The sequence below is a fragment of the Vibrio sp. V01_P9A10T6 genome, assembly GCF_963877065.1.
In the GTDB taxonomy this organism is placed as follows: domain Bacteria; phylum Pseudomonadota; class Gammaproteobacteria; order Enterobacterales; family Vibrionaceae; genus Vibrio; species Vibrio anguillarum.
The window spans coordinates 1-22,238 of the sequence record NZ_CAWNTB010000169.1; the positions used below are offsets into that span (position 1 = coordinate 1).

At 45.0% G+C, this 22,238-nt stretch carries 23 protein-coding genes; 11 read left to right on the plus strand and 12 right to left on the minus strand.

What is annotated here, in order from left to right; translation table 11 throughout:
* Window positions 1-14: 14 nt before the first annotated feature.
* Both AACQ21_RS12195 and AACQ21_RS12200 read right to left on the minus strand, forming a co-directional pair.
* Window positions 15-1,958: an ATP-dependent DNA helicase gene (locus AACQ21_RS12195; protein WP_105977446.1), complete on the minus strand. Its 1,944-nt coding sequence runs from the start codon at window positions 1,956-1,958 to the stop codon at window positions 15-17.
* Window positions 1,959-2,052: 94 nt separating this feature from the next.
* Window positions 2,053-2,253, minus strand: coding sequence for a hypothetical protein (locus AACQ21_RS12200; RefSeq protein WP_105977447.1), 201 nt, complete (start codon window positions 2,251-2,253; stop codon window positions 2,053-2,055).
* Window positions 2,254-2,440: 187 nt separating this feature from the next.
* Here AACQ21_RS12200 and purU point away from each other — a divergent pair, with 187 nt between their 5' ends.
* A complete protein-coding gene (gene purU / locus AACQ21_RS12205; RefSeq protein WP_105977448.1) occupies window positions 2,441-3,274 on the plus strand; it encodes a formyltetrahydrofolate deformylase in 834 nt (277 codons plus the stop codon).
* 125 nt (window positions 3,275-3,399) lie between these two features.
* Here purU and AACQ21_RS12210 read toward each other — a convergent pair whose 3' ends face one another.
* On the minus strand, window positions 3,400-5,403 hold the full coding sequence (locus AACQ21_RS12210) for an NADPH-dependent 2,4-dienoyl-CoA reductase (protein ID WP_094123426.1): 2,004 nt from the start codon (window positions 5,401-5,403) through the stop codon (window positions 3,400-3,402).
* A gap of 212 nt (window positions 5,404-5,615) precedes the next feature.
* Here AACQ21_RS12210 and sppA point away from each other — a divergent pair, with 212 nt between their 5' ends.
* Together sppA and ansA are read left to right on the plus strand one after the other, a co-directional pair.
* Complete coding sequence (gene sppA, locus AACQ21_RS12215; protein ID WP_105977449.1) at window positions 5,616-7,466, plus strand: signal peptide peptidase SppA; 1,851 nt, start codon at window positions 5,616-5,618, stop codon at window positions 7,464-7,466.
* Between the two features lie 120 nt (window positions 7,467-7,586).
* A complete protein-coding gene (gene ansA / locus AACQ21_RS12220) occupies window positions 7,587-8,600 on the plus strand; it encodes an asparaginase (RefSeq protein ID WP_017044568.1) in 1,014 nt (337 codons plus the stop codon).
* Between the two features lie 92 nt (window positions 8,601-8,692).
* Here ansA and AACQ21_RS12225 read toward each other — a convergent pair whose 3' ends face one another.
* Entirely contained in the window at window positions 8,693-8,977 is a 285-nt protein-coding gene (locus tag AACQ21_RS12225; protein ID WP_013857226.1) for a YeaC family protein, read from the minus strand.
* 101 nt (window positions 8,978-9,078) lie between these two features.
* On the opposite strand from AACQ21_RS12225, the gene AACQ21_RS12230 reads away from it, so the two are divergent.
* Window positions 9,079-9,903: a DUF2989 domain-containing protein gene (locus AACQ21_RS12230; protein WP_013857227.1), complete on the plus strand. Its 825-nt coding sequence runs from the start codon at window positions 9,079-9,081 to the stop codon at window positions 9,901-9,903.
* 47 nt (window positions 9,904-9,950) lie between these two features.
* Here AACQ21_RS12230 and msrB read toward each other — a convergent pair whose 3' ends face one another.
* The gene (gene msrB / locus AACQ21_RS12235; RefSeq protein ID WP_105977450.1) at window positions 9,951-10,355 is read right to left on the minus strand and encodes a peptide-methionine (R)-S-oxide reductase MsrB; all 405 of its coding nucleotides are present in this window, start codon (window positions 10,353-10,355) and stop codon (window positions 9,951-9,953) included.
* A 337-nt stretch (window positions 10,356-10,692) separates the two neighbouring features.
* Between msrB and gap the strand changes: the two genes are divergently transcribed.
* The 5 genes from gap (at window position 10,693) to AACQ21_RS12260 (ending at window position 15,164) form a co-directional block, all read left to right on the plus strand.
* Complete coding sequence (gene gap / locus AACQ21_RS12240) at window positions 10,693-11,688, plus strand: type I glyceraldehyde-3-phosphate dehydrogenase (RefSeq protein ID WP_010317219.1); 996 nt, start codon at window positions 10,693-10,695, stop codon at window positions 11,686-11,688.
* 155 nt (window positions 11,689-11,843) lie between these two features.
* Window positions 11,844-12,728, plus strand: a complete 885-nt coding sequence (locus tag AACQ21_RS12245) for a D-hexose-6-phosphate mutarotase (protein ID WP_094145647.1) — start codon at window positions 11,844-11,846, stop codon at window positions 12,726-12,728.
* Window positions 12,729-12,847: 119 nt separating this feature from the next.
* Window positions 12,848-13,669, plus strand: coding sequence for a 23S rRNA (guanine(745)-N(1))-methyltransferase (gene rlmA / locus AACQ21_RS12250; RefSeq protein ID WP_017050211.1), 822 nt, complete (start codon window positions 12,848-12,850; stop codon window positions 13,667-13,669).
* A 58-nt stretch (window positions 13,670-13,727) separates the two neighbouring features.
* The gene (locus tag AACQ21_RS12255; RefSeq protein ID WP_105977451.1) at window positions 13,728-14,663 is read left to right on the plus strand and encodes a ChaN family lipoprotein; all 936 of its coding nucleotides are present in this window, start codon (window positions 13,728-13,730) and stop codon (window positions 14,661-14,663) included.
* A 150-nt stretch (window positions 14,664-14,813) separates the two neighbouring features.
* Entirely contained in the window at window positions 14,814-15,164 is a 351-nt protein-coding gene (locus AACQ21_RS12260; RefSeq protein ID WP_017044563.1) for a hypothetical protein, read from the plus strand.
* Window positions 15,165-15,186: 22 nt separating this feature from the next.
* On the opposite strand, the gene AACQ21_RS12265 is transcribed toward AACQ21_RS12260, so the two are convergent.
* Window positions 15,187-15,627, minus strand: a complete 441-nt coding sequence (locus AACQ21_RS12265; RefSeq protein ID WP_010317229.1) for a YcgN family cysteine cluster protein — start codon at window positions 15,625-15,627, stop codon at window positions 15,187-15,189.
* Between the two features lie 158 nt (window positions 15,628-15,785).
* Here AACQ21_RS12265 and AACQ21_RS12270 point away from each other — a divergent pair, with 158 nt between their 5' ends.
* Window positions 15,786-16,034 (plus strand): YkgJ family cysteine cluster protein, encoded by a 249-nt coding sequence (locus tag AACQ21_RS12270; RefSeq protein ID WP_105977452.1) that lies wholly within the window; start codon window positions 15,786-15,788, stop codon window positions 16,032-16,034.
* A 77-nt stretch (window positions 16,035-16,111) separates the two neighbouring features.
* Here the strand turns inward: AACQ21_RS12270 and recR are convergent, their stop codons facing one another.
* The 6 genes from recR to AACQ21_RS12300 form a co-directional block, all read right to left on the minus strand.
* Entirely contained in the window at window positions 16,112-16,711 is a 600-nt protein-coding gene (gene recR / locus AACQ21_RS12275) for a recombination mediator RecR (RefSeq protein WP_013857236.1), read from the minus strand.
* A 35-nt stretch (window positions 16,712-16,746) separates the two neighbouring features.
* The gene (locus AACQ21_RS12280) at window positions 16,747-17,076 is read right to left on the minus strand and encodes a YbaB/EbfC family nucleoid-associated protein (protein WP_013857237.1); all 330 of its coding nucleotides are present in this window, start codon (window positions 17,074-17,076) and stop codon (window positions 16,747-16,749) included.
* Between the two features lie 82 nt (window positions 17,077-17,158).
* Window positions 17,159-19,303 carry a DNA polymerase III subunit gamma/tau gene (gene dnaX, locus AACQ21_RS12285; RefSeq protein WP_105977453.1) on the minus strand — a complete coding sequence of 715 codons (2,145 nt, stop codon included), beginning with the start codon at window positions 19,301-19,303 and terminating at the stop codon, window positions 17,159-17,161.
* Between the two features lie 21 nt (window positions 19,304-19,324).
* Complete coding sequence (gene apt, locus AACQ21_RS12290; RefSeq protein WP_013857239.1) at window positions 19,325-19,870, minus strand: adenine phosphoribosyltransferase; 546 nt, start codon at window positions 19,868-19,870, stop codon at window positions 19,325-19,327.
* 157 nt (window positions 19,871-20,027) lie between these two features.
* Window positions 20,028-20,393: a YbaN family protein gene (locus AACQ21_RS12295; protein WP_017044101.1), complete on the minus strand. Its 366-nt coding sequence runs from the start codon at window positions 20,391-20,393 to the stop codon at window positions 20,028-20,030.
* Window positions 20,394-20,724: 331 nt separating this feature from the next.
* The gene (locus AACQ21_RS12300) at window positions 20,725-21,843 is read right to left on the minus strand and encodes a response regulator (RefSeq protein ID WP_017044561.1); all 1,119 of its coding nucleotides are present in this window, start codon (window positions 21,841-21,843) and stop codon (window positions 20,725-20,727) included.
* A gap of 187 nt (window positions 21,844-22,030) precedes the next feature.
* Here AACQ21_RS12300 and AACQ21_RS12305 point away from each other — a divergent pair.
* The coding region (locus tag AACQ21_RS12305) for a LysR family transcriptional regulator (RefSeq protein WP_258174240.1) at window positions 22,031-22,238 on the plus strand (208 nt) is incomplete at its 3' end.

Here is a 22,238-nt window from a genome sequence, read left to right on the forward strand (position 1 = left end):
GCTCATTACTGTCTCTAATTGTTGTTAATAGTTACGGGTGTCGTGACTGAAATTTGACTTAAGAAATCTTTTACTTTGTCCAAATCCCGCGTACGTGGAATGGGCGGTAAACTGGCAAGAAATAGCCCACCGTAGTCACGGGTGACTAAACGGTTATCACAAATGATCAGTACACCTTTGTCATGTTTATCGCGGATCAAACGCCCGACCCCTTGTTTCAAGGTGATGACGGCATCGGGTAGTTGTACTTGCGCAAATGGATCTCCACCGCGCATTCGGCAATCTTCAATTCGCGCTTTCAACAACGGATCATCCGGTGCGGTAAATGGAAGTTTGTCGATAATAACACAGCTTAATGCGTCACCTCTAACATCTATCCCTTCCCAAAATGCCCCTGTCGCGACCAATAAGGCATTACCTAATTCCATAAATTCGGCCAACGTTTTTTGTTTACTCGTCTCCCCTTGCATCAGCACTGGCACGGTTAACACTTCTCGAAAACGTTCACCTAACTCGCGCATCATGCTGTGGGAAGTACACAAAAAGAAGCAGCGGCCTTGGTTTTGCTCAATCACTGGCGACAAAATACGCACCAATTTATCGGCAAGGCCTGGGCTATTGGGTTCAGGTAAATAGCGTGGCACACACAGCCGCGCCTGCTGCTGATAGTCAAACGGGCTTGGTAATGAAAACTGAGCTTGGGGCTTTAATCCTAAGCGCTGAGTGAAATGGCTAAAATCGTCGTTTACGGCCAAAGTAGCGGAGGTGAAAATCCATGCGCCCTGCTTTTGTTGCACCTGTTCGTGAAATTTATCGGCCACCGAAAGTGGGGTGATGTGTAAACTAAAATGACGCGGCGTGGTGTCATACCAATAGGAATAACCGGTAATAGAGACATCACACACTCGATCAATTCGTCCTTTAATTAAGTTGGCGCGCTCAAATGCGGTATCCAATAACTGGCTGCGACCTAACGCGAGTTTTAACACATCGATAGCAAAATCTAAGCTGTCTCGCAAACGCGCTAATTCTCGTGAAATCGATGGTGAAGCTAACGCCTCACGCCAGTTGCCTCGAAAACTGGGTTCACCCAACACAATGCGTAAATCCATCGCTGATTGCACCAGTTTATCGCCCACTTTCTGCAATTGGCGCATATCTTTTGCTTCAGTGCGATAGCCGATTTCAATATCTTTCGCCAGCTCTTGAACTTGGCGACTGGAGACTGATTGACCAAAATATTGGCTGGCGATATCCGGTAACTGATGCGCTTCGTCGAAGATAAAGACCTCGGCTTCGGGGATCAACTCACCAAACCCGGTTTCTTTGATCGCCAGATCGGCTAGAAAAAGGTGATGGTTGACCACGACAACGTCGGCATCCATCGCCTTTTTGCGCGCTTTAGAGACAAAACAGTCGACGTAACTTGGGCACTCTTTGCCAAGGCAATTGTCGTTGGTTGAGGTGATGGTTGGAATGACTGCACTGTCTTCAGGCAACTCTTCACATTCGCCTAAATCACCACTTTTGCTTTCCGATGACCAACGACGCACTTTCACTAATTGAGTCAATAGCTGTGGATCAGATTGGTTGGTGTGGCTTTCCACCATTTGGCGGCTTAGCCTATCAAGGCACAGATAGTTTGCTCGGCCTTTTAATAGCGCAACATTGCCATAGAAACCGAGCGCATCAATCATCAAGGGTAAATCACGATGAAAAAGCTGCTCTTGTAGGTTTTTAGAACCCGTACTGATAATGACTTTTTTACCACTGAGCAGCGCAGGCACCAGATACGCAAAGGTTTTGCCTGTACCAGTCCCTGCTTCAACCACTAATTGCGATTGTTGGGAAATCGCCTTAGCGACCGCTTCAGCCATGTCAATTTGCGCTTGTCGAGCTTGAAAACCGGCAATGGCTTTACCTAATGCGCCTTGTGAAGAGAAGGTTTTTGCAATCATCAAAAAGTGGGGGTAAGTGTTCGTTGCGGGGCATTATGTCAGGTTTGATGAGCTGGCGCGAATCCAAGTGCAACCCGCGCCAGTTAGGTGTGTTCTATTTGCGATTGAGGTAACGAGATAACCAAGCTGGTCCTTCGTACCCACTCTCCGTTTGGGTCATTGCTTTTGCCGCCTCGGCGGGTGACGCTCGGTTCTCCCACATGTCTTCCAAAATGATTTCGTCAATTTGATGGTCTCCCATCAATGCACTCACTCTTTCCATATACAGCTTTCGTGCGAGGAGTTCTCTATCCATAAATACCGCCTTAAGACACTCTGTGAGGAAGAAAATTAGTAAAAGCCTAACGGTGAACCCGTTTATATATTGAAACCAACTTAATAATAGATTAATTATAGCCCTTATATTGCGGGGCGCCTCACCGTTCACACGCTCACGAATTAGTTTTTAGAACGAAAAAAATCATGCACGGAAGTAATTAATAATGGAAAGAAAAACACTGCTCACTCATTGTAGTGATGCGCCCGGACTTATCTCTAAAATCACGAACATTTGTTATAAACATCAACTCAATATTATTCATAACAATGAGTATGTTGATAACATTAGTGGTCACTTTTTTATGCGTACTGAATTGGAAGGCTACTTTAACGACACCACCCTTCTAGCCGACCTTGACCAAGCCTTGCCTGCACACGCAAAGCGTAAATTGATTGATTCTTCGCGCAAACGCATCGTTATTTTGGTGACTAAAGAAGCACACTGCTTGGGCGATATTTTGATTAAGAATTATGATGGCAGCTTGAATGTCGATATTGCTGCAGTGATTGGCAATTACGATACGCTGCAAAATCTGACCGAAAAGTTTGATATCCCCTATCACCATGTTTCTCACGAAGGACTAAACCGCGAGGAACATGAGCAGAAATTGTTGGCAGTACTGGACCAATACCAAGCCGACTATTTGGTCCTCGCCAAATACATGCGGGTACTCACTCCTGGTTTTGTCGATAAGTACCATCACAAAATCATTAATATTCATCACAGTTTTTTACCGGCCTTCATTGGTGCAAAACCTTACCAGCAAGCGTACGAGCGCGGTGTGAAAATCATTGGTGCGACGGCGCACTTTGTCACTAATGATTTAGATGAAGGCCCGATTATTAAGCAAGATGTGATCCCGGTTGATCACACATTCAGCGCGCAAAACATGGCGCAAGCTGGACGGGATGTTGAGAAAAATGTGCTGAGTAAAGCCTTGAACAAAGTTATCAACGATCACGTTTTTGTTTATGGCAACAAAACGGTCATTTTATAGCAAAGCGAAGACTGTTCTTCACGGACGTAGCAAAGACAAAAGGCGCGATTTGCGCCTTTTGTTGTTTTACGATTGCTGGCTGATCACTGCAAGTGATAACACCACCGCCTAGCTTGGACCACAGATTATAACTTGATCGCCAGCTCTACCCCCTGACGAATCGCACGCACAGCATCAAGCTCACCAGCATAATCGGCACCACCAATCACATGCATCTTCTCACCCAATGATGCCCATTTATCTTCAAAAGGACGTACCGATTCTTGCCCGGCACAAATCACAATTTTATCGGCGTCTAACAGCAAAGGATTACCGTCAAGCGTGATATGTAAACCGTCAGCGGCAATTTTTTCATAACCGACACCACCCAGTAGATTCACTCCACGCTTTTCTAAGGTGCGTTTATGGATCCAACCTGTGGTCTTACCGGGGCCTTTACCTACTCGTCCTTTGCGACGCTGCAATAGCCATACCGTTTTCTCACTCATACAATCGGGAAATGGGTACAAACCTCCGGGATAAGCAATCTCTTTATCGATGCCCCAATCATGCAGCCAATCATCAAGCGTATGCTCTGTCGGCTCAGTCAACATAGTGGCGACGTCGACACCAATTCCGCCAGCACCAACAATCGCGACTTTTTCGCCAACGGGTGTTTTTTCACGGATCAGCGTTTGGTAATCCACCACCTTTTCTAGGTTATCAATACCATCAATTTTTACTTTTCTCGGCTCGACACCCGACGCCATCACCACTTCATCGTACGGTTCGAGCATCTCAAAATTGACGTCAGTATCTAAATGCAGATGCACACCGGTTTGATCAATACGATTTGCAAAGTAGCGAATGGTTTCTCTAAACTCTTCTTTGCCGGGAATTTGCATCGCCAAACGGAACTGGCCACCAATGCGATCATTTTTTTCAAACAGATCAACATGATGCCCACGCTCAGCCAAGGTAGTCGCGCAAGCAAGCCCCGCCGGACCTGCGCCAATCACCGCCATTTTTTTCGGCTGAGCCGCAGGGCGAATAACCATTTCCGTTTCATAGCAGGCCCGCGGGTTGACGAGGCAACTGGCCCGTTTGCCTTTAAATACGTTATCTAAACAGGCTTGGTTACAGCCGATACACGTATTGATCAGCGCGGCTTTTCCTTGCTCGGCTTTGGCAACAAATTCTGGATCGGCAAGAAACGGACGCGCCATCGACACCATATCCGCTTGACCCGTTGCTAATATTTTTTCTGCTTCTTCTGGAGTGTTGATACGATTACAGGTCACAACGGGTACAGAGAGATGCGGGCGGATTTTTTCCGTTACCCAAGTAAAAGCAGCACGTGGTACTTGAGTCGCTATCGTTGGAACGCGCGCTTCATGCCAACCGATGCCCGTATTGATAATGGTCACGCCAGCTTGTTCAAGTGCCTTAGCGAGCATTAAAACCTCTTCAAAAGTGCTGCCCTCTTCGACTAAATCCAGCATTGAAAGACGGAAAATGATGATGAACTCCTTACCAACCACTGCGCGAATCGCTTTCACTATCTCAATGGGTAAACGGATACGATTTTCGTAACTACCGCCCCAATCGTCGTAACGCATGTTAGTGCGTTTACAGATAAATTGGTTGATCAAATACCCTTCCGAGCCCATCACTTCCACACCATCGTATCCTGCAAGGTGAGCTAATTCAGCGCTACTGGCAAAGGCATCAATGGTTTTTTTGATCTGACGAGCACTCATTTCACTCGGCGCAAAACGCGCAATAGGCGCTTTAATCGCCGAAGCACTTTGAGCAAAAGGGTGCATTGCGTATCGGCCTGCGTGCAGAAGTTGCAAGGCGATCTTTCCACCTTGGCGATGCACAGCCTCGGTCACCACTTGGTGTGCACGCGCATGTTTTACCTTGCTAAATTCGGCACTGAAGGGGTGAAGTCGACCGCGCAGATTAGGCGAAAACCCACCCGTCACAATCAGCCCAACCCCACCTTTTGCACGCTCTTCATAAAAAGCGGCCAACTTATGGAGCCCTTCCTTGTGCTCTTCTAATCCCGTGTGCATTGATCCCATCAAGACACGGTTGCGTAACTGAGTAAATCCTAAATCCAAAGGCTCTAACAGATGTGGGTACATGGCGACTTCACTTTTATAATTATGCGTTATGGTCTGACCAGAATATTATTGCCCACAAAAAAAATCAAACAAGTGTTTACATTTTTGTAACACCGATCAATCTTGCGGTTGTTTGGGTATACTAGATCACGTAGGATGTAAGCCATTAATATCTCAAGGTTAATCCCTTGATTCATTTAAACACGCTTGCGAATAGCCGCAGTGGAGAAACAATGAAATCACTATTTCGATTTATCGGTTTGATATTTAAAGGTTTTTGGAAAATCATCACCTTTATTCGTTTAGCCCTAACCAACCTGTTCTTTTTGCTCAGTATTGCACTGATTTATTTCTTGTATGTGCATACCGATTCTCCCCTGCCTACCATAGAAAAAGAGTCCGCATTAGTGATGAACTTATCGGGACCGATTGTTGAACAGAGTTCCTACATCAATCCGATGGATTCAATGACTGGTTCATTTTTTGGCAAAGACTTACCCAAAGAAAATGTATTATTTGATGTGGTAGAAACCATTCGCCATGCGAAAGACGATGCGAAAATCACAGGCATTGTGCTCGCTCTCGGAGAAATGCCTGAAACCAACCTCACTAAGCTACGTTACATTGCTAAAGCGTTGAACGAATTTAAAGCCACGGGCAAACCCATCTACGCGGTGGGAGATTTCTATAATCAAAGCCAATATTATTTGGCAAGCTACGCCGATAAAGTCTATTTGGCACCGGATGGCGCAGTGATGCTGAAAGGCTACAGTGCCTATTCAATGTACTACAAAACTTTGCTGGAAAAGCTGGACGTTAATACGCACGTTTTCCGTGTCGGTACTTATAAATCAGCCATTGAGCCATTTATTCGTGACGATATGTCCGACGCGGCAAAAGAGTCCGCCTCTCGCTGGTTAATACAATTATGGGGAGCGTACGTCGATGACGTAGCGACCAACCGTAAGATTGACGGGAAAACGTTAAACCCATCAATGGATGAATTTCTGACCCAATTAAAAGCGACCGAGGGAGATCTCGCCGCTTTATCATTAAAATTAGGGTTAGTGGATGAATTGGCCACTCGCCAACAAATGCGCCTATCGCTCGCCGAAACATTTGGCAGCAATGGAGAAGATAGCTACAACGCCGTAGGTTACTACGAATATCAAGCCACCATCAGGCCACAGTTTAACGCTGATATGGACGATGTAGCCGTAATCGTGGCTAGTGGTACCATCATGGATGGAGATCACCCACGAGGCACAGTCGGTGGTGATACCACCGCCGCATTACTTCGCCAAGCGCGTAACGATGATAAAGTCAAAGCCGTCGTATTGCGTGTGGACAGCCCAGGAGGCAGCGCCTTTGCCTCCGAAGTTATTCGTAATGAAATTCAAGCGTTAAAAGACGCAGGCAAGCCGGTTGTCGTCTCAATGTCGAGCCTTGCAGCGTCTGGCGGTTATTGGATTTCAATGAGTGCGGATAAAATTATCGCGCAGCCAACCACGTTAACCGGTTCAATTGGTATTTTTAGTGTCATCACCACATTCGAAAAAGGACTCAATAAATTAGGGGTTTATACCGATGGCGTAGGAACCTCACCTTTTTCTGGTGTCGGTGTCACCACAGGGCTAACAAAAGGCGTGGCCGACGCACTGCAACTGGGCATTAACCATGGTTACCAGCGTTTCATCAGTTTGGTGGGAGAGAACCGTGACCTTTCACTGGAACAAGTCGATCAGGTCGCGCAAGGCCGCGTATGGACAGGACAGGATGCGATGGATCATGGTTTAGTCGACCAAATGGGTGACTTTGATGATGCCATTAAGCTCGCAGCACAACTGGCAAAATTAGAGACCTACAATATTTATTGGGTAGAAGAACCCCTTTCACCCGCTGAGCAATTCTTGCAAGACATCATGAATCAAGTGCAAGTTCGCTTCGGTTTTGATGTATCAACACTAGTGCCAGCGTCGCTGCAACCTGTAGCAAAACAATGGGTGCAAGATGCCAGCTTACTCAACCATTTTAATGATCCGAAAGGGCAATATGCGTTCTGCCTAAACTGCCAAGTTCAGTAGCAATATCAATCTGTAATGACTAAAAACCATTGGGGCGCTTTGTGTTGAGCGCCCCTTTTTATATTAAGTGAATACGCTATAATCCCCCGCTCTGTTCCCCTACACGAGTGATTTCTAGCTATGGCAAGAAAACATATCTACATCGCCTACACTGGCGGTACTATCGGCATGCTAAAATCCGACCATGGTTATGTCCCTATTGCGGGCTTCATGGAAAAACAACTCGCAAGTATGCCTGAATTTCAGCGCCCTGAAATGCCTGAGTTCACCATTCATGAATATGACCCTCTGATTGACTCCTCGGACATGACACCTGAAGATTGGCAACAAATCGCCAACGATATTCGAGATAATTATGATAAATACGATGGCTTTGTGATTTTACATGGTACGGATACCATGGCTTACACGGCATCGGCACTCTCTTTCATGCTGGAAAACTTGGGTAAACCCGTCATTGTGACAGGCTCACAAATTCCGTTGGCCGAATTGCGCTCTGACGGACAAGCGAATTTACTTAATGCGTTGCACATCGCCGCTAATTACCCCATCAATGAAGTGACGTTATTCTTCAATAATCAGTTGATGCGGGGTAACCGCAGTGTCAAATCACACGCCGATGGTTTTAATGCGTTTACCTCGCCGAACCTTCCTCCGCTGTTAGAAGCTGGGATCAATATTCAAATCAGCAGTAACGTTAAAGTTGGCGAACAGCCGCAAGGAGCCTTCCGAGTCCATAACATTACACCACAACCGATCGGTGTGATTACCATGTACCCTGGCATCTCTCACGAAGTGATCCGCAATACCTTATTACAGCCAGTCAACGCGATGATTTTGCTGACTTTTGGTGTGGGAAATGCACCTCAAAATGCGCAACTATTAGCGCATTTAAAAGAAGCCTCAGAACGTGGCGTCATCGTCATGAACTTAACTCAATGCTTAGCAGGTAAAGTCAACATGGGTGGTTACGCGACAGGCTGTGCCCTTGCAGAAGCAGGCGTGATCAGCGGCTACGACATGACACCCGAAGCCGCTTTAGCCAAGCTTCACTATTTACTGAGCCAGAATCTTTCTTATGAAGAAGTGAAGCAGAAAATGCAGGAAGTATTACGTGGTGAAATGAGCTTATAGCTTTAAGCACCCACAATATATTTTCCCTTCATTAACAAAATCCCCAACTCAATGAATTGGGGATTTTTGTATTCTGTACAAGTCAAATAGACTCATTCGTGGTTTGGATTGACTCGAACAATATCGTCTTGTCCGTTTTGAAAGCGCTTTTTAAGCTCATTTTTTGACTTAAAACTGATTTCTCCACCGGCGGCAACTGTCATATGGTCCGCTTCTACATTATGCTTAGATTGATACAACATCACAGCTTGCATGCATGAATCTCGCTGTGTTTGTGAAAGTGGTGTACCTTCGGGCCACTTACCCGTTTCAACAGCGTGCATTAATCGCTTGTAAGCTTCGGGGGTGATGGCGTTAATGAGTTGATCGGCATCCATGGTCTATCCTTAATTAACGAATTCGTCACAAACATAACTTGCCATGATATTGAGTCAAGACAAGCCCAATAAATAAGTGTATTTGATCACAAGCTAATATTATGAATTTGATAAAAGTGCCCATGATTCTCAGCCTATCACTTCTTATAAGTGGCTGCTTTGAGAATAACAGAGATACCGACAAGCTATGTGCTGATAATCCTAATTTGCGCTGTGAAAGGCTCAATATAAATGATGGGCAATGTAGAGTTCCACGCACGGACCTCATCTGGCATCGATTTGAAGTACTTAAAAATCCAAGCGATAGCAACAAGATTAAAGAATACGGATTAGTTCAAGCTTATCGAAAATGTCTCGAGCTCGCTTCACAAATTCAAGCGATTGATCAAACGGAACTGAAACAACGTCGATTTTCAGCACTCGTCAATACAGGGAAAGATTTAGAGCAGATTGAAAAAGAGCTTCAGTCATCCAGCTCCGCGGAAACCTTATACTTTCTCTGGAGTCAGATTGGTGATAAAAGTGCACAAAGAAAATTCTTACAACGTGAAGGTAAACCCGAGCTAGATACAGCAGAAATGCAATACGCTCTCGCTACTTTTTATGTTCAACGGGATCGAGAAAAAGCAATCTATTTGCTCCATCGAACCTTAGAACTCAGCCCAAAAGGCAGTATCAACCTTGATGCTATCAAATCTCTTGCCAGTACCAACCAAATTCTCAAACAGAAAGAAAAAGCTTACATTTGGGCGATGGTAGGAAAAACATTCAATGTGCCAGTTGCTTCAGAGACAGAACTCAAATTGCTGTATGGGTTTGATCAAGAAAAATTTGATGCACTCGACGATATCGCCGAAAAAATCGTTGACGCTATCAAAAATGGACAGTTTAAACCAGAGCTCATTCCTCTCGACTTTGCCAACTAACAAAATGTAATCATAAAACAAAGAGCGGTGATAAGTTCACCGCTTTTTCACTTTTTGTTGAAAATTAACGACACTGAATTGACACAAAATCGTTCACCTGTTGTTTGAGGTCCATCAGGAAAAACATGCCCTAGATGGCTATCACACACCGCACAACGGATCTCAGTTCGAATCATTCCATGCGTTAAATCTTCAAGATAGCGGATTGCAGTATCATTGATCGGTGCATCAAAACTTGGCCAACCACACCCCGAATCATACTTATTGTTGGAGACAAATAACGGGCTGCTGCAACAGGCACACGCGTACACACCTGTGTCACGATTATGTAATAACTTGCCACTAAACGGGGCTTCTGTACCGCGTTGACGGCAAACATAAAACTCATCATCCGTTAGTCTTTCACGCCAGTATTCATCAGGCTTAACATTATTCTCAATCTTCGATTTCACTTACAAAACTTCCCTTCTTCTCAATATTGCACTGGTACTTTTTATGCCAAAAACTTGCATACTCCACTCTTTGTAGCACATACTTTCTCACCATGAAATGGTAGGTATGTGATTTCTAACTGCCTTAGAAGGCTAAAGTATTTTACGCCAACTGAAAGTAAACAGAAGCGGTATAAAGTTTAAAATTTAATCACTTACGATTAATTGTGAAAAAAAGCGTCGCTTTTTTTTGACTTTAAACAAGTTAAGTCCGATTATCTGTTGCAGACATTTACTGGATTCTGTAATTTTACTACCAGTTATCTTTAATCAGAAATTAAGTTGTGGAGCAACTATAATGACTATCAAAGTAGGTATTAACGGTTTTGGCCGTATCGGTCGTTTCGTATTCCGTGCAGCGCAAGAGCGCAACGACATCGAAGTTGTAGGTATTAACGACCTTATCGACGTAGATTATATGGCATACATGTTAAAGTATGACTCAACTCATGGCCGTTTCAACGGTACTGTTGAAGTTGAAGCTGGCAACCTAGTTGTAAACGGCAAAACTGTACGTGTAACAGCTGAGCGTAACCCAGAAGATCTAAAATGGGATGCAATCGGTGTTGACGTGGTTGCTGAAGCAACAGGTCTATTCCTAGACGATGCAACCGCTCGTAAGCACATCACTGCTGGCGCGAAAAAAGTTGTTCTAACTGGTCCTTCAAAAGACGCGACTCCAATGTTCGTAATGGGTGTTAACCACGCTTCTTACGCTGGTCAAGACATCGTTTCTAACGCTTCTTGTACTACAAACTGCCTAGCACCTATCGCTAAAGTTCTTAACGACAAGTGGGGCATCGAGTCTGGTCTTATGACTACTGTTCACGCAACTACAGCGACTCAAAAAACTGTAGATGGTCCTTCTGCGAAAGACTGGCGTGGTGGTCGTGGTGCTTCTCAAAACATCATCCCATCTTCAACTGGTGCAGCTAAAGCGGTTGGCGTTGTAATCCCAGAACTAAACGGCAAACTGACTGGTATGGCTTTCCGCGTACCTACAGCGAACGTTTCTGTAGTTGACCTAACTGTTAACCTACAAAACCCAGCATCTTACGCAGAAATCTGTGCTGAAATGAAGCGCGCTTCTGAAAACGAATTCGCTGGCGTTCTAGGTTACACTGAAGATGCAGTTGTTTCTCAAGACTTCATCGGCGAGATCAACACATCTGTATTCGATGCTAAAGCTGGTATCGCACTAACTGACAAATTCGTTAAAGTTGTATCTTGGTACGACAACGAAATCGGTTACTCAAACAAAGTTCTAGACCTAATCGCTCACGTTTCTAAATAATCGTAGTGTTTAGCGAAGAAATTCGTTGAGAACAAAAAGGCGGCCATTGTGTCGCCTTTTTAGTATCTGTCCCTTTCATTAATGGGACTGCGTTAGACAATCCGAGCCGTTCCTCACTTATTTATCCGGTAGGAATGGTATGAGGTATCGAATTTATGGATCTGCAATCTCTCCCTACCCTGACTTATCTTTCTGACAACGTCACTATCGTTGAGAAAGAGGGCGTTAAAATTGTTCGCGTTATTCATGACAAAGCGACCGCCGGAATTACACTGCATGGCGGCCATGTCATCTCATTCACTCCTAAAGGACAAGATGAGCTCATTTGGATGAGTGACACGGCCATTTTTGACGGTAAAGCCGCTCTAAGAGGCGGGATCCCTGTTTGTTGGCCATGGTTTGGCCGTATTGCTGCACCAGCCCATGGTTTCGCACGCACCAGTGAATGGGCATTGATTGAACATAGAGAAAACGAGCAGGGCGTCATTATCGTGTTAGGGCTCGACCATTCGCCCCAAACACTGGCTATTTGGCCATTTCAATTCAAAACCCGTCTTTATGTTGAAATCGGTGACAAGTTAAAAGTCACTTTAGAAACGACCAATACGGATGAGAAAGCATGGACGTTTTCTGCAGCGCTGCACAGCTACCTCAAGGTTGGTAATATTACCCAGACCACTACTACAGGTATGGGCGTTGAATATATAGACAGCTTACAAGATGCAAAAATGTGTCAAGGTGGTTCAACACTCATCCTCACCGATACGATTGATCGCGTCTATACCGCGCCTGAAGCACAAATTCAGGTCCAAGATCCTGTTTTGAATCGCACGTTAGTGGTTGAAAATACTGGACACAACTCTGCCGTCTTGTGGAACCCATGGGCTCAAGGCGCTCAATCAATGGCTGATATGCCTGACGATGGTTATCAAACGATGCTGTGTGTTGAATCTACACTGCATGCCCCTTGCTTATCCGCTGGAAAAACCTTGCAACCAGGTGAAAGCCATCAGCTCGTCACGACGGTTTTTTCCAACTAAGCTTTTTTGGCGAATTTTCCGTCATCATACTCATGCTGAGGACAGTGAAATCACGCTGTCCTTTTTATTTCTAGCCGCAGACGCTAAACTGGCACCTTTGTTTTTCAAGCGAGATCTTCATGGCGTATCTGTGCCCCCTTTGCCAGCAACCTCTGTTGCAACAGCAGCAAATATTGAAATGTGAAAATAATCATCAATTTGATATAGCCAAAGAGGGCTACGTCAATTTGATGCCTGCACATCATAAACGCTCAAAAGATCCGGGTGATAATAAAGAGATGATGCAAGCTCGTCGCCGTTTTCTTGAAGGTGGACATTACGATCTGATGCGTCAGACGGTCGCTCAGTTGTGCAGTAAGTATCTGCAAGATTCTTCTTATCAGTTTTTAGACATCGGCTGCGGCGAAGGTTACTACACCCAATTTGTCGCTCAAACGCTTGCACAACACTCGATACAATCGGTCACCTATGGGTTAGATATCTCTAAAATCGCCGTCCGTTATGCAGCAAAGCGCTACCCTATGGTCAACTTTGTCGTTGCCTCCAGCCACCGCTTGCCCTTTGACGATGCTTCCCTAGCCGGTATATTACGAATTTACGCACCCTGTAAAGCGCAAGAGCTTTACCGCTGCATTCAAAACCAAGGAGTGGTGATTACCGTTACACCCGCGGCAAGGCACCTCTATCAGTTAAAAGAAGGGATCTATCCTAATGTTCAACTGCATGATGAAACCGCAGAAGAGATAGCTGGGTTTACATTAGTAGAGCAACAAAAACTGCACTACACCATGGCATTAAGCGGTAACGATGCTTTTGATTTATTACAGATGACGCCGTTTGCATGGCGGGCCAGTGATGAGCTAAGAGCGCAATTAAAGCAAGCTGAGCAATTTAATTGTGAGGCCGATTTTATGATCAGCGTTTACCGCAAAGTTAGTTGATAATAATTCTCATTATATTGCAAATCCACAGTGTCTCCATTAATATGCCAAATTCAAAATGGAGACACTCATGCGCTTAGTTACTTCTCTGGCTCTACTATTACCACTTTTTGGCTGTGCTTCGCACCAGCCGAAGCCCATTGCTCACTTTTATGACTACCAATTATCTACCCCTAGCGGCAAACCATTGAATCTCAATTCGCTGCCGAATGAGATAAAAAATGCCGATATCATTTTAGTCGGTGAGTGGCATACACACCCAGCCATTCATCGCTTCCAAACCGAGCTATTGGCACAACTCAGCCGCGAAAACACCCATGTAGCCTTGTCTATGGAACAATTTTCACGCGATGAACAAGAGATACTGAACCGCTATCTAGCAGGAGAAATCGGCGAACAATACCTTATTTCTCAGACCAGAGCGTGGCCAAACTACCAAAGTGACTACCGCCCACTGGTTGAATTTGCAAAATCACAGCAGTTGAATGTCATTGCCGCTAATGCGCCTAAACCTTTCGTACGTTGTATCGGCAAAGTGGGAATCAAATACCTTGATAAATTAACGCCAGTAGAGCGGGCTCAGGTTGCACACCAAATTGACACCTCAGCCTCTCCCTACAAAGCGAAGTTCATGGAATCAATGCACCACGGTTCAAAAGAGCAAACTGAAAAACAGTACGCAGCTCAGCTCACTTGGGATGAAACGATGGCAGAAAGCATGGTGGATTATTTACAAAACCACCCGACAGCTCAGGTGATGCACATCGCAGGCAAGTTCCACACCGAGCAGGGTTTAGGCACGGCGCATTCTATCCTTCGTCGAAATCCTGATTTAAAGATTACCATCATCACGCCCGTAGAGGATACCCAGACGTCGTATCCTGATTTCCAACTCACTGTACTGCCAATTCCCACCGCCTATGTTCAAGCAGAGCATCGCATGCAAGCCTATCAACAGATAAAGAATCGCAATACAGATCTCACTTGCGACTAATTAGCGGTGAATAACGGGCCTGCTTATTCTTTTCATATAAAGTAGGCGCGTTTTTTGCTTGTACATACCTCATACAAATTGCGAATTTTTTGCACAAGTTTTTCATAAATCTGTCGATACATTAACTGATGGCATTTATAGGAGAGAAGTATGACACCGGTAGGGACAAGCTCAGCGCAACTGCATTCACTCCAGCAAGTTAAAGCTCAAGCAAATTCTACAGCGGCATCCCCCCCCTCTGCCCCGCTCAAAGTGGAGCAGAATACCGTCACTTTGTCTGATGAAGGCAAAGCCTTGCTCGCAGCGCTGCAACAACTCGACAAAGAGAGTAAGTTAGAAAACAAAGAGAAAACTGTGACTGGCAAAGTGGAATCATTTGCTCATGGTGCTTTGGGATTAGATCATCCAGATAAAAAACCAGAAGAAGATGATAGCTCCTATTCCGCAGGGAAATATTTTTCCGCCGCGGCAACAGTAGGAGGTTTGTTACTGCTTCTCTAATTTTTTAGATTTCTATTGGATATTAATTGCGGTTTGGATGATTGATGATGTGGTCCTCCCAGTCGATAACATCAATCTCATAAACGACTTTGTTGCGAACACTTTCTTGCGCGGCGTGCATCGCCTCTTTGGAGCCGGTAATCAAAGGATGCCATTGCGGCAATGTTTTGCCTTCTGACAGTACACGATAGGCGCACGTATCCGGCAACCAGTTAAATTCATCAATTTTATCACGCGTCAGTTTTAAGCACTCCTCACCAGAATTGAAACGGTTTGGATAATCCTTGCATGAGCAGGTATCGCTGTTTAACCAACTGCAAGCGACATTGGTGTAATAGACCTCATCACTATCTTCATCCATTAACTTGTGTAAGCAGCACTTACCGCATCCATCACAAAGCGACTCCCACTCCGATTCCGTCATTTGTTCTAATTTCTTATTTTGCCAGAATGGTGTGCTCATGAGTCTCTATCTTACTTAACGAATGGGGTGCGTGTTATACCTCCACACCAACCAAAGTTCAAGGATAAAAACGGCTGGTTAATTTAGGAAGCTATTGCTGTACACTTCGGTCACATCTGCTAGGATCGTCACCCTTTTCTTTTTACTGGTACTCAATTATGGAATGCAGACTTGGTTGTGGTGCGTGTTGTATCGCCCCTAGTATTTCTTCCTCCATCCCGGGTATGGAGCAAGGAAAGCCAGCAGGTGTACGTTGCATTCAACTTAATGACGCTAATTTGTGCAAGTTATTTGGTAAGCTTGAACGTCCAAAAGTATGCCACGAATTTAAGCCTTGCCCGATGGTCTGTGGCAACACGAACCAAGAAGCTTTGAGCAACATTACCGAACTCGAAAAAATCACTTGATGGCACTGCTTTGTTTACCTTAATTGATGGCGCCACTCAAAATTGCCCCAGCAGCTAGGGCAATGATTCGAAAGGTGCTACAGCTTTTGTCTGCCAAGCAAAGAGTGTGATAGCGTCGTACCATCAACAAGCTCAAGCTCACCGCCAACAGGCACACCATGAGCAATACGACTCGCAGAGACTTGATGGGCGCGACATAATTCCGCAATGTAGTGCGCGGTCGCTTCCCCTTCAACGGTTGGGTTAGTGGCAAGAATGACTTCGGCAATGCCACCACGTTGCAAACGGTAATCCAGCGTATCTAAACCAATATCACTCGGGCCGATACCATCTAAAGGTGATAAGTGCCCCATCAGAACAAAATAACGTCCAGAATATTGGCCTGTAGCTTCAATTGCCGCAATATCAGCAGGGCTTTCGACTACACAGAGTTGGCCGTTATCCTGCCGCTTAGGGTTGCTACAAATATGACAAGTTTCTTCTTCAGTGAAAGTTCGACATTCACTGCAATGTCCAATTTCTGTCATGGCTTGGCTTAAAGCATCGGCGAGCTGTAAGCCGCCTTTTCTATCGCGCTGTAACAAATGAAAGGCCATACGCTGTGCTGACTTGGGACCCACCCCAGGCAGACAACGTAAGGCCTCCATCAAATGCTCCAGCATATGACTGGTACGCATTAGTAACCTATTCTGTTTGTTAAAAAGGTCGTTCGTTAAAACGGCATCTTCATACCTGGTGGTAATTGCATACCGCCAGTGACAGAAGCCATTTTTTCTTTTTGAGTCTCTTCCACGCGGCGCGCAGCATCATTGAAAGCGGCGGCAATCAGATCTTCTAGCATCTCTTTGTCGTCTTCCATCAAGCTTTCATCAATCTCTACACGGCGTACGCTGTGGCTACCAGTAATGGTCACTTTTACCAGACCAGCACCAGACTCACCAACCACTTCCATATTCGCAATTTCTTCTTGTAGCTTTTGCATGCGCTCTTGCATTTGTTGGGCTTGCTTCATTAGGTTGCCCATACCGCCTTTACCAAACATGTTTATCTCTCTGGTTGAATTGAGTGTTTCACATAAGGTGGGGTCATAACATATAGATTCAACCCCACACTCGCTTAATTGATTAAATCGGCCGCACACTGTCGCGATCAAGTTCCGCATCAAAACGTCGCTTGAAGAACATTACGTGAGGGTCGGCCTCCAAGCTGTTCAATGCTTGCTCTAATTTGAGTTGGTAAAGACGCTCTCTAAGCTCCAATGGAGTCTCACCTTGCTCACCAATTGTCACGCTAAGGTGGCACTCTTCAGCTAATGTCTCATTGAGCGCTTCTAACAACTCGCTTTGTGCTTTATCGGTATTAAGATGGGCCTGACTTGGCCGCAGCACTAGCTCAATTGATGAGCCCGATTTGTGGTAGACAGAATTAAGTGCTAATTGTTCCACTAACTTGGCAATATCGAGCTGGTGGATCAGAGCTGCCCATTCATCTTGTTCTATCGATTCTGCAAGTAACTTTTCTGCCATCTCTGGCGTTTTAATATGTTCTAGCGCTTGCTTAATTTGTGTCGGTGTCAGCTCTGTTTTTTGTTGTTCAACCACCACAGGTTGCAGCGTTGGACGCCACTGATAAGGCTCGTTGTCCAAAGTTGGGACAGCTTCAGGAGCGGATGTTGACAAAGGCGACACTCGAGCTGATTTTCCATGCGAGGCAACACGCTCAAGCACAGATTCAGATTTAGTCGATGCCGCATTAGGCTTTTTTGTCCCGTTGCTCTTTGTTTCATTCACTCCTTTTGCTGGCTGAGCAACCCCTTGGCGCTGTGAACGCAACTGGTGTCGCAGCCCTGCAATCGGTGAGGGACGTGGAGCTGAAGAAGGTGCCGATGGTTGAGGAACTGGTGCAGGCTCATACGATTCTGGGGCATATTCCATTGCACTGGACATGTCATCATTCATATCCGCATAGCGGTTATCGTAATCTTGAACGATGCCATAATCAGGCTGAGTATCCTCATGCCTTTGTGGCTCATTAACCTGACTGTCCGATACGGGAGCCGCCGACGTTTGCTTAGGTTCAGTTAGAGGCGTTGCCGCTGATGCGGGTTGTAGTGAAGGAGTGCCGTGGCTTGGCACTGCGACATCTGAACTCACTTCAGTGCTGAACGTATTCACCAACGATACCGAAGCAGGACGAAACGCCATCATACGTAGCACAATCATTTCCAGCCCCGTTCGAGCGGTTGGCGAGAGTGCTAAATCTTCACGTCCTTTTAAAGCAATTTGATAATAGAGCTGCACATCTTGTGGGCTCAGTGCTTTGCTAAGCAGTTGCACTTTCTCTGAGTCAGGTTGGGTTTTGTCCAGTGTTGCTGGCAACGCTTGATACATCGCAATACGGTGTAACTGCGCCGCGAGTTGCTGTAGTAATCCATCCCAATCCACACCATTTTGTGCTAAATGTGCAACGCTATCCATCGCCGTTTGAGGCTGTTTACTGCTAATGGCTTGCAGTAAATGGAGTGCTTGATCTGTGTCTAGCGTGCCAAGCATTGGGGCGACTACATCGGCCATCACCTGGTTATTACCTAGTGCTATCGCTTGATCAGTTAAGCTAAGTGCATCACGCATACTGCCATCGGCAGCATGAGCGATCATTCTCAATGCTCTCGCTTCACAAAGGATCTGCTCTGCCGCTAAAACATGCTCAAGCTGATCGTGGATATTTTCAACACTGATCGGCTTAAGATGAAACTGTAAGCAGCGCGATAAAATCGTAACCGGCAGCTTTTGCGGATCTGTCGTAGCGAGCAAGAATTTCACATACTCAGGCGGCTCTTCCAACGTTTTAAGCAAAGCGTTAAAACTGTGGCGCGACAGCATGTGAACTTCATCGATTAAGTACACCTTGAAGCGACCGCGAGCAGGCTTGTACTGCACGTTATCAAGTAATTCGCGCGTATCTTCGACTTTGGTTCGTGATGCTGCATCTATTTCTAAAAGATCAACAAAACGGCCTTGGTCAATCTCTCGGCAAGTATCACATTGGCCACAAGGTGTGGCCGTAATACCGGTTTCACAGTTTAACCCCTTGGCAAACAAGCGACCAATCGTCGTCTTGCCGACACCACGTGTACCGCTGAATAAATACGCATGGTGCAATCTATTTTGGGCCAACGCATTTTCTAGTGCAGTTAAGACATGTGCTTGTCCCACCACCTCATTAAATTTTGTTGGTCGCCATTTTCGCGCTAAGGCAAGATAACTCATGAGTACGTCCAGTTGATTAGCTTAGTGACCTTCAAATTCACAAATACTATAAACGTTCAGGCCCAAACCTTGTAAACGTTTGTCTCCGCCAATTTCAGGCAGGTTGATGACAAAAGCCGCGTGCTCAACTTCACCACCAAGCTGGCGGATCAATTTAGTCGTCGCTTCAATCGTACCACCCGTTGCCAGTAGATCATCCACCACCAGCACTTTATCACCTTGTTTGATCGCATCAACGTGAATTTCTAATGTGTCAGTACCGTATTCCAATTCGTAAGATTGAGCTAACGTTTCGCGTGGTAACTTACCCGGCTTACGTACAGGTACAAACCCCAAACCAAGCTCTAAAGCCAATGGCGCGCCAAATAGGAAACCACGCGCTTCTGTACCCACAACTTTGGTAAAGCCCATGTCTTTATATTTTTCGACTAATAAAGCAATGGTTGCTTGATAGGCTTTTGCATCCTCTAGCAGGCTAGTTACATCACGAAACAAAATGCCAGGTTTTGGGTAGTTAGGGATGCTTTGAATGCTCGATTTGATCAAAGAGATAGTTTCGGTTGTCATAACTTACATTTACTTAGATTGGCTCTTCATTTCTCACGATACATTTACGTATCAGAATGATAGAGCGTGAGCTCTCAGCAACATAGATAAGCCACAATATCTTAGCCGCTGAAAAAACAAACGCCCATTCGAAGAATGGGCACACTTCCCCATAATGCTAGTGATTTTCTTGTTGGTTAGCAACCTGCTCATGAGTGGGAAGTCGAATAAACCAAGTGATCAGGACCACAAGCATAGTAAACAACATAATTTTGAGCCAAAAGTGTGGGACAACCCAGATGGAAAAAATAAAGCTTAGAATAATCCACAAACATCCCCGTTGTTTCACTTGCCGCGAAACAGCGCCATGTTGCTGCCAATTATCCAGTATTGGGCCTAGCGTCTGATGTTGATGCAACCAAGCATGAAAACGAGGGCTACTTCGTAAGAAGCAAGCGCTAGCAAGGAGTATGAAAGGGGTTGTGGGGAGTAGCGGTAAGAATATGCCTATCACGCCTAACAGAAGGCAGAGCCCACCAGCCACCGTAAGAAGAAAATGACGAATATTGATGGTGAACTCCCAACGTACTATCCAACTCAGAAAGTTGAATAACCATTAAACACACGGATCCAAGTCAGTATTGCTGGCAATGTAGGGATCGAAAGTACGGCAATAAAGCCTAAAAAATAAAAAATGTTGTAAGGTTCTTTAAAATTCTGCTCTTCCATCATAACTTCTCTAGTGTTGGATGACTCCGTTCGTTTTGGCACCATAAACAAAGTTAATGTAACGTAAACGAATTGGGTGATTGTTGTTCTAGACGCGAACTATACCTCAAACAAATCACCGCAAACACCGACTAAAGATAAGGTTATTAACTGCTGCCACCTTGGTAAATATTGAGTTTGAAACTACTCGAACCTAAGCGATTAGTTGATAGCTGACAAGTTGAGTTGATCGGTAAATCTTTAGTGATAAAGTTTTTTAAACAGTTCTGCCCAAGGCTAACACCCGCAGCAATATGTTGAGTTAAGTAGCCATTTGACCATTGACTGTCGAGCCCAGCTGGCAGGATAGAGAGTGTACCTTCGCTTAAATCCGCAATACCGAATACTGCGTTGATTGGATTAGCACACTCTGAGCATTCAATACCTTTTTCCAGTATGTCGGCAAGGTCTTTCAGATCGGCACTGAAGCTTTTTAAGTTGCGAAGATAATCGTGAAACAGAGCACGAACGAGCAATGTTGAAGCCACACTATTTTCATAATGAGCATCTGAATCGACCAAGTAAAAGGCAAACTGCCCGTTCATCAACCACGCATAGTCAAATACCAGCGGCATCACATCCGCCGATTGTAAAAGACGGTAACTACACTTCCAACTGCCTTGTGAAGTATCCTTTTCTGGTAATAACGCGTGCAGCAAATCTTTCGCGGTACTGGGGTTTTCTCGTAAATACTCCAGATGCCAATGCAACTCTTGTTCTTCTGGAATATCACCACCATCATCGACCCGGAACCATTGCGTCGAAAAATCGCGCTGATCAGATAAACGACTGAACGTATCTTCGAGCGTACTTTCTATTGCACTGCTTAAATACTGGTGGTTACCAATCGGTTTAGGAAGAAAATCCTTAACACCAAATCGCAGCACTTTTGCAACATCAGCCATTTCATCAGTTGCAGAGACCACAATCAGTGGCAGCGAGGGATACTCAAGGCTCACCTCTTCAACAAACTCAATGCCGTTCAGTACTGGCATTGCTAAGTCACACACAACAAGGTCAGGCTCCGCATCTTTTAACTTGCGCAACCCCTCTAAGCCATTTTCAGCTTCAAGCACTTTATAGCCTTGAGCCGACAAATAACCACTGGTTATTCGCCTAAAAATTGGGTCATCATCAACGAGCATGATCAGTTTTTGCTCGACGTGCTGATTGTCTGAAGGTTTTTTCGCCAAGAACTCACTAGCCTGAATGTGAGATTTATACATAATCCTGCCTCACAATGCTTTTAAAAAGCAGTCATTTTATTGTTATAGGATAAATTGATAGGTTACTTTATAAAGTAGTCGCAAAATAAGATTTATACAAATGTTCCACTTTGTAACTCGGTTGCATACTATATATATGGGCTATGTATGGATTGTACGGAATGTTACTTTCGTCAAACAAGTTGATATGACTCAAGATTTGACAAATGATATACGTATAAATTACTCAAATTCGAAAAATAATGTGTCAGGAACAATGAAATTAGATGACCTAAACCTCTTTCGACTGGTTGTCGAAAATGGAAGCTATACCGCAACTTCTCGTAAAACAATGATCCCCGTTGCGACCATTACCCGACGCATTCAAGCATTGGAAGATTCTCTGAATCTTAGAT

What these genes read in the sequence shown, in the direction of transcription:
- AACQ21_RS12195 (WP_105977446.1), bottom strand. Translation starts at nt 1,958, where the DNA reads ATGATTGCAAAAACCTTCTCTTCACAAGGCGCATTAGGTAAAGCCATT.
- AACQ21_RS12200 (WP_105977447.1), bottom strand. Translation starts at nt 2,253, where the DNA reads ATGGATAGAGAACTCCTCGCACGAAAGCTGTATATGGAAAGAGTGAGT.
- purU (WP_105977448.1), top strand. Translation starts at nt 2,441, where the DNA reads ATGGAAAGAAAAACACTGCTCACTCATTGTAGTGATGCGCCCGGACTT.
- AACQ21_RS12210 (WP_094123426.1), bottom strand. Translation starts at nt 5,403, where the DNA reads ATGTACCCACATCTGTTAGAGCCTTTGGATTTAGGATTTACTCAGTTA.
- sppA (WP_105977449.1), top strand. Translation starts at nt 5,616, where the DNA reads ATGAAATCACTATTTCGATTTATCGGTTTGATATTTAAAGGTTTTTGG.
- ansA (WP_017044568.1), top strand. Translation starts at nt 7,587, where the DNA reads ATGGCAAGAAAACATATCTACATCGCCTACACTGGCGGTACTATCGGC.
- AACQ21_RS12225 (WP_013857226.1), bottom strand. Translation starts at nt 8,977, where the DNA reads ATGGATGCCGATCAACTCATTAACGCCATCACCCCCGAAGCTTACAAG.
- AACQ21_RS12230 (WP_013857227.1), top strand. Translation starts at nt 9,079, where the DNA reads ATGAATTTGATAAAAGTGCCCATGATTCTCAGCCTATCACTTCTTATA.
- gap (WP_010317219.1), top strand. Translation starts at nt 10,693, where the DNA reads ATGACTATCAAAGTAGGTATTAACGGTTTTGGCCGTATCGGTCGTTTC.
- AACQ21_RS12245 (WP_094145647.1), top strand. Translation starts at nt 11,844, where the DNA reads ATGGATCTGCAATCTCTCCCTACCCTGACTTATCTTTCTGACAACGTC.
- rlmA (WP_017050211.1), top strand. Translation starts at nt 12,848, where the DNA reads ATGGCGTATCTGTGCCCCCTTTGCCAGCAACCTCTGTTGCAACAGCAG.
- AACQ21_RS12255 (WP_105977451.1), top strand. Translation starts at nt 13,728, where the DNA reads ATGGAGACACTCATGCGCTTAGTTACTTCTCTGGCTCTACTATTACCA.
- AACQ21_RS12260 (WP_017044563.1), top strand. Translation starts at nt 14,814, where the DNA reads ATGACACCGGTAGGGACAAGCTCAGCGCAACTGCATTCACTCCAGCAA.
- AACQ21_RS12265 (WP_010317229.1), bottom strand. Translation starts at nt 15,627, where the DNA reads ATGAGCACACCATTCTGGCAAAATAAGAAATTAGAACAAATGACGGAA.
- AACQ21_RS12270 (WP_105977452.1), top strand. Translation starts at nt 15,786, where the DNA reads ATGGAATGCAGACTTGGTTGTGGTGCGTGTTGTATCGCCCCTAGTATT.
- recR (WP_013857236.1), bottom strand. Translation starts at nt 16,711, where the DNA reads ATGCGTACCAGTCATATGCTGGAGCATTTGATGGAGGCCTTACGTTGT.
- AACQ21_RS12280 (WP_013857237.1), bottom strand. Translation starts at nt 17,076, where the DNA reads ATGTTTGGTAAAGGCGGTATGGGCAACCTAATGAAGCAAGCCCAACAA.
- dnaX (WP_105977453.1), bottom strand. Translation starts at nt 19,303, where the DNA reads ATGAGTTATCTTGCCTTAGCGCGAAAATGGCGACCAACAAAATTTAAT.
- apt (WP_013857239.1), bottom strand. Translation starts at nt 19,870, where the DNA reads ATGACAACCGAAACTATCTCTTTGATCAAATCGAGCATTCAAAGCATC.
- AACQ21_RS12300 (WP_017044561.1), bottom strand. Translation starts at nt 21,843, where the DNA reads ATGTATAAATCTCACATTCAGGCTAGTGAGTTCTTGGCGAAAAAACCT.